Below are 5,643 nucleotides of genomic sequence, written 5' to 3' on the forward strand. Positions count from 1 at the left end.
GGCGCTTGCGGAGGAGGATCAGGCGGGCGTCGAGATTTTCCGAATGCGCGGGCAGGCGCAGCGCCGGATCGAGGCGGAGTTCGCGGGTGGTGAATTCGTTGCGGCCGTTGGCGAGATGCTCGCGCAGGAGCCGCCAGAGGATCGCGCCGGCGACGCCCTTGATGAGGTAGTCGCGGTCGAGAAAGACACTCTGGTCCGCGCGGAAGTATCGGACGGTCAGCTGCCCGTCGGCCGGCGCCGGGGACATCGCCTCGGCAGGCGTCTCCTCCTGCGTTTCCTGGCGCAGCAGGGCCATCCGCGCCGCGAGGTGGCCGGCGACGAGCGCCAGCGCGTCCTCCTCCTCGTAGCCGAAGCAGTTGATCTCGCCGGCCTCGGCGAAAAGCACGCCGACGACGCATCCGGCCTCGGCGATCGGCAGCGCGATCTGGCTGCGCGGGGCGGCGAGGCCGGGAAAGGCGATCCGGCGCGGGGCGTCGGCGACGAGGCCGCTCCGGCGCGCGGAATCGCTCAGCGCCTCGCCGTAGCGGTATTCGCGGGTCATGTGGCCGATGCGGATCGGCGCATTCTCGCGGGCGGCGACGCCGATCACCCCCTCGCCCGGCGCCACCTCGGCGCCGACTCCGGTCACCGGGTAGCCGCGGGAGGCGACGGCGTAGAGGCGCCCCGCCTCGCCCCCCGCCATCAGCACCATCGAGCAGCCGATGCCGAAATCCCGGTCGAGGCAGGCGGTGGTGCAGTCGAGGAGTTCGTCGAGGTCCGCGCAGCCGTCGAGCGCCGCGCAGGTCCGCCGGGTCGCCGCGAGGAGCGACGGCCGGTTCGTGACCAGCGGCACGACCGGCCCCGGCACCGCCTCGACCGACAGCACCCGGTAGACGTCCGAACCGAGCAGGCGGAAGACGTCCTCCACCCCGTGGTGCGAGGCGATGCCGGCGAGCTTGGCCTTCATGCTTTCGAACAGCGGACCGGCGGTCTCCGTTCCCTCGTAGGCAAGCGCGAGGCGGAAATGTCCCAGCGTCTCGGGGTCGGTCACGAGTACCGTCGCCCGCCGCGTCTCCATGACGTTCCGGCGGGTCTTGTTGAAGAACTGGTAGGAGAGCGCGACCCGCTCGGGATCGACGTAATGCACCTGGCTGATCATCGAGACGTTGGGGATGCCGTTCGCGTCGCAGGTCGCGAGCACCGAGGCCACGACACCCTCCATCGCCCGGCGCAGCCCGTCGAGGCGGAGACCGCTCATCGCGCGATCTCCGTCCCGGCGCCGGGGCCCGGCGACTGGGTGAACACCCGCTCCGGCACGAGTTCGATCGCCACCAGGTCGTCGCTCTGCCAGACGCAATAGCCGGCCGCCTGGACCGGCGAATAGCCGATCTCGACGAGACCGTCCCGGAAGAGCGCGTTCTGCCGGTCCATCTCGGGCAGATCGTCGGGCGAGGCGGGACGTAACTCGGCCCGCGCCGCCTTCACCTGGAACGAGTCGTGGTTCCGCGTGGCGGTAAAGGTCACCGCCACCGGCCGCCCGTCCGCGAGCGCCGACAGGAGCGCAGGATTGGCCGTCTCCCCCAGCAGGATGCGGAAGACCCCCGCGGCCGAGATGCGGCACGCGACACCGAGCCCGAGGATCGGCGCGCCGTCCGCGCCGCTCGACGCGATCGCGACGCCGCACCCGCTTTGGGCGAAGGCGACCAGGGCGGGCGGCACGACCGGGCGCGGCTCCGGGGCGCCGCATTCGGGTGGGGCCGAGGTCATCCTGACATCTCCGTCGTGACAGCCCGACGCTCCCGGACCGGACCGCATGTAACCGGTCGCGACGACGGCCGCATCAGGCTTTGAACCCGAGCGAAGCCGGGGCGCGCCGCGGCGCCGGCCGGACCGCCTCGTCTGACGCATTCCGTGTGGAGGGACACGGATCGACCGATCAGCGGAATCGTTCGCCCGGATCCTCGCAAAACCTGACCGCCTCGCCGTTTCATGGATCGAACCAAACCCGGTTGCTGTAGTCTCCTATGCTACCGAAGCCCTTTCCAGCCTTCCTGGCGTCGAGGCTCTTCCAGAGCCTTTTTGTGATCGTGCCGGCAAGACTTCGGGAACGCCTACCAACAGGACTCGAATCGTATTCAGGTTCGATCCCGCCGGTACGGAGGTCCCAGGAGACCAATCCGGACGCCATTGTGAGTCTTGAAGTCGCGTTCGATCCCAGCCGGAGCGATCCAACAGGGACAATCAGGCCGGCCGTCATGATCCCATCGGCGACGGATATCGTCCCCGTCCCAACTTATCACCCCCCGACCGACAGCGCGCCCGAGCCCCTGCCTCCGTGCGCCAGGGAGTCGCCGCTCGGCCGCCGACGCGGATGGCGGTGCATCTCGGTATCGCCCTGACGATCAACGCCGGATATTCCCTGATCGCGCGGCCACTCGCGGTTCCGGCAAGGGTCGGGTGGCTGCCGGCGAGCGGCTCGATCTTCCGCACCGAGCGCCACCAGGCGGGCCAGGCCACCACCGCGCGCAGCGCCGTCCCGGCGGGAGGACCCGGCGCGGACAGATCCCGCTCGGTCGTCAGATCGAATTCATAGGCCAATCTCTCCTCCGAACCCGGTTGCAGGCGAGGACGGTCCTCACGGCGCGTGAATACGGGCAGCGGCGCCGTTCAACATTTTCGCTGGCGGGCTTGTCGGTCGCGGCGCTCTTCCCGGTAAGCGGCTTGAGCCCCCGTCGCCGGAGCCTCATGATGGGGTCACAACCACCGGAAGGCGAATGAGATGGCACCGGATGCAAGCCGGACGCTCGCGTCGCGGATCGCTTCGCTCGACGTCGAGAAGGATTGTCGGGAGATCACGCTTCTTCTCGCGACCTGGGAGTTTGCCTGGGACATCGAGCGGGCACTCGAATTCGCGCTGTTCCGGACCTATGCGGTGCCGGCGATCTCCGGCCTTCTGGCGCGCACTGGCGAGTTCGAACGGCGGCCGCGAAAGCGCTACGACGACACCGAACTGATCCTGGCGGAGATCCAGGAAAACGGCTTCGACAGCAACCGTGGGCGGCGGGCACTCAAGCGGCTGAACGAGATGCATGGCCGCTTCAAGATCGCCGACGGCGACATGCTCTATGTCCTGTCGACCTTCGTCATGGAGCCGATCCGCTGGCTGGACCGATACGGCCGGCGGCCGATGACGCCGCATGAGCAGCGCGCATGGTGCAACTACTACAGGAGGCTTGGGGAGCATATGGGAATTCCAGACATCCCGGGCGACCTGGAGACGTTCCGGCGCTTCAACGAGGCGTATGAAACCGGGAACTTCCGGTTCGCGGAACCCAACAAGGCCGTCGCGACCGCGACGAGCGATCTGCTGCTTGGCTTCTACCTGCCCCGCTGGCTGCTGTGGGCCGGCCGGCCGGCCGTCCGTGCCTTCATGGACACGCCGCTCCTGGCGGCCATGGGCTTTCCGCCGGCGCCGCGATGGCCTCGCCGCGCGCTCCTGACGGCTCTGGCGATTCGCGCACGGGCATTGCGCATCCTTCCCGCCCGGCGTCGTCCGCGGCTCCTGACACAAGTGCGCCGCCCCACCTATCCCGAGGGCTATGCAATTGAGGAACTCGGCACGTTCGGCAGAGCCGGGCGAACGAACCGGAAATGCGTCTGACGTCCGGACGCGCAGGACTCCCGATCCGCGTCCTACCGCTGGCATTCAATTGTGCGTGGTTCGGCGACGTCGGTTTCGCCCGCTTCTTTCGGCATGCGCGCTGCACGACCCGGACCGCAGGGCGCATTGAGAGTCCTTCCGAACTTCGGGGCCTGGAGCGGAACCGCTGTCGCCCTGTCACCGCCTGCGAAGAAGGTCCGCTGACCGGCAGAGCGGCACTCCGAATGCTTCGCGATTGCATCGAAGGTCCACAATGACGGGCCGCACCGAAGCGGATCGAGAGGTGACGGATGGCTGGCATGGGCCGATTTCGCCAACCCTGCATCGAGGCGTCGCCCCCGGGGTCATGACTTGTGGCCGGTCCTCGGCGTGATTATGTACAGTCCATTCCATCCCGCCGAGGGCGAGGCCGATCCCCGGATCCAGCCCGAAGACCAGGTCATCCAGACCGCAGTCGCGGATATCTTCGACGCCCTCATCTCCTCCATGGCCGACACCAGCCTCGACTCCGACCTCGACGAGGTCCTCTGGACGACTGTCAACACCTTCCACCGCGCCGTCGAGCGGATCGAACGCAGACTGGACGACAACGAGCAGGGGCAGAAGCGCCTCCATCTTGAGCTGGACGGCTCCGAGGTGAAATCCGTCGAGCTCGAAACCCTGATCGCCATCGGCCAGGGGCTCATCGGCCGACGGGAGAGCATGGAGCTCTTCCGCGAAACCGCCGCCGACATCTACCTCCGGGCCACCGGCACGAACTGGGCGCCGGGCTCGGGCTCGAAGGTCAGTCATCGCCAGCTGACCGCCGCCATGATCGACAGCCGGGACTTCATTGCCGCGAAGCAACGCGCGGAGACCGAACGGCTCGTTCCACCGGGTCCGAAAATTGCCTTCTCGGGCGGCGAAACCACCGATCACCGGCCGATCTGGGACCGGCTCGACCAGATCCTCGCCAGGCATCCCGACATGGTGCTGCTGCACGGCGGGTCGCCGAAAGGCGCCGAGCGCATCGCGGCCACCTGGGCCAGCAACCGCAAGGTGCCGTAGGTTGCCTTCAAGCCGGACTGGACCCGCCATGCCAAAGCCGCGCCGTTCAAGAGCAACGACCAGGTGCTCGACTGCATGCCGATCGGCGTCATCATCTTTCCGGGCACCGGCATCCAGGAGAACCTGGCCGACAAGGCTCGCAAGATGGGTATCCCGGTCTACCGCATGGCAAAGGCCGGTGCTTGATCGAAACCTCAGCCCTGCTTCGGCAGGGCCGTTCTCTCGACATTGCCCTGTGCCGATTTTCGCGCCAGTCCCAACAATAGTCCCGAGAACGCAGGTGCCACGATGCTGGTTCACCTGGTGAGTGAAGGTCCATGATCGTACACCGGTCACGGTCGCGCGCAATGCGGCCATGATCATCCATGTGTCAGGGCGTAGAACATTGACAGAACATGCGCTGTCTGGGAAGATTCCATCCCATGGGCTCGGAGGCCTGGCATGTTCAACCGTTCGGGGCAATCTGAGGTCTACCCCCGCGAGATCCAGCTGAAGCGGATCGACCCTTCCCTGAACATGAGACGGTTCTACAGGATGACCGTCGAGCGCGATCTCTTCGGCGGCTTCTGCCTGATCCGCGAATGGGGCAGGATTGGTTGCCCTGGACAGGTTCTCGTCGAGCGGCATGTCGATGAGGGGCAGGCAATCAATGCGCTGATGAAGCTCTCCCGGACCAAGTATCGTCGAGGTTACGGCAGCTGAGGGCATCCCGTTCACGGTGCGGCGCCCGGCCGCCTGACGGTCTCGCGGTCCCTCGCTGCGATCGAGGCTGCCGACCCGGGCTGATGCCTGGTTGCGTTCCGCGGACCCTATTCCCGATTGGAGCCGCTTGTCCGCCGTCAGCACCCGTGGGACGATTTGAGGTGATTGAGCAACGGAGGGTTTCTGGTTCATCGTAACCGCCAAGGAGTGGAGATGAGCCAGAAACCCGGAACGCAGAGAGCGGCCGCCGAGAA

The 5,643-nt window shown here is 67.2% G+C and carries 5 protein-coding genes and 1 pseudogene; 4 read left to right on the forward strand and 2 right to left on the reverse strand.

Annotated elements, in window-relative coordinates; translation table 11 throughout:
• The coding region (locus tag KDJ86_RS05915) for a pyridoxamine 5'-phosphate oxidase family protein (protein WP_291743922.1) at positions 1-1,237 on the reverse strand (1,237 nt) is incomplete at its 3' end.
• Positions 1,234-1,746: a hypothetical protein gene (locus tag KDJ86_RS05920; RefSeq protein ID WP_291743923.1), complete on the reverse strand. Its 513-nt coding sequence runs from the start codon at positions 1,744-1,746 to the stop codon at positions 1,234-1,236. The genes KDJ86_RS05920 and KDJ86_RS05915, both read right to left, overlap by 4 nt.
• Before the next feature lie 604 nt (positions 1,747-2,350).
• Here KDJ86_RS05920 and KDJ86_RS05925 point away from each other — a divergent pair.
• The 4 genes and pseudogenes from KDJ86_RS05925 (at position 2,351) to KDJ86_RS05940 (ending at position 5,389) form a co-directional block, all read left to right on the forward strand.
• Positions 2,351-2,572 carry a hypothetical protein gene (locus tag KDJ86_RS05925; protein WP_291743924.1) on the forward strand — a complete coding sequence of 74 codons (222 nt, stop codon included), beginning with the start codon at positions 2,351-2,353 and terminating at the stop codon, positions 2,570-2,572.
• 186 nt (positions 2,573-2,758) lie between these two features.
• On the forward strand, positions 2,759-3,640 hold the full coding sequence (locus KDJ86_RS05930) for an oxygenase MpaB family protein (protein WP_291743925.1): 882 nt from the start codon (positions 2,759-2,761) through the stop codon (positions 3,638-3,640).
• Positions 3,641-3,991: 351 nt separating this feature from the next.
• Positions 3,992-4,873 (forward strand): annotated as a pseudogene (locus KDJ86_RS05935) (DUF2493 domain-containing protein).
• Between the two features lie 255 nt (positions 4,874-5,128).
• Entirely contained in the window at positions 5,129-5,389 is a 261-nt protein-coding gene (locus tag KDJ86_RS05940) for a WGR domain-containing protein (protein WP_291743926.1), read from the forward strand.
• Positions 5,390-5,643 lie beyond the last annotated feature (254 nt).

The sequence above is a fragment of the Bauldia sp. genome (genome assembly GCF_020442045.1).
Lineage (GTDB): Bacteria > Pseudomonadota > Alphaproteobacteria > Rhizobiales > Kaistiaceae > Bauldia.

What these genes read in the sequence shown, in the direction of transcription:
- KDJ86_RS05920 (WP_291743923.1), bottom strand. Translation starts at nt 1,746, where the DNA reads ATGACCTCGGCCCCACCCGAATGCGGCGCCCCGGAGCCGCGCCCGGTC.
- KDJ86_RS05930 (WP_291743925.1), top strand. Translation starts at nt 2,759, where the DNA reads ATGGCACCGGATGCAAGCCGGACGCTCGCGTCGCGGATCGCTTCGCTC.
- KDJ86_RS05925 (WP_291743924.1), top strand. Translation starts at nt 2,351, where the DNA reads ATGGCGGTGCATCTCGGTATCGCCCTGACGATCAACGCCGGATATTCC.
- KDJ86_RS05940 (WP_291743926.1), top strand. Translation starts at nt 5,129, where the DNA reads ATGTTCAACCGTTCGGGGCAATCTGAGGTCTACCCCCGCGAGATCCAG.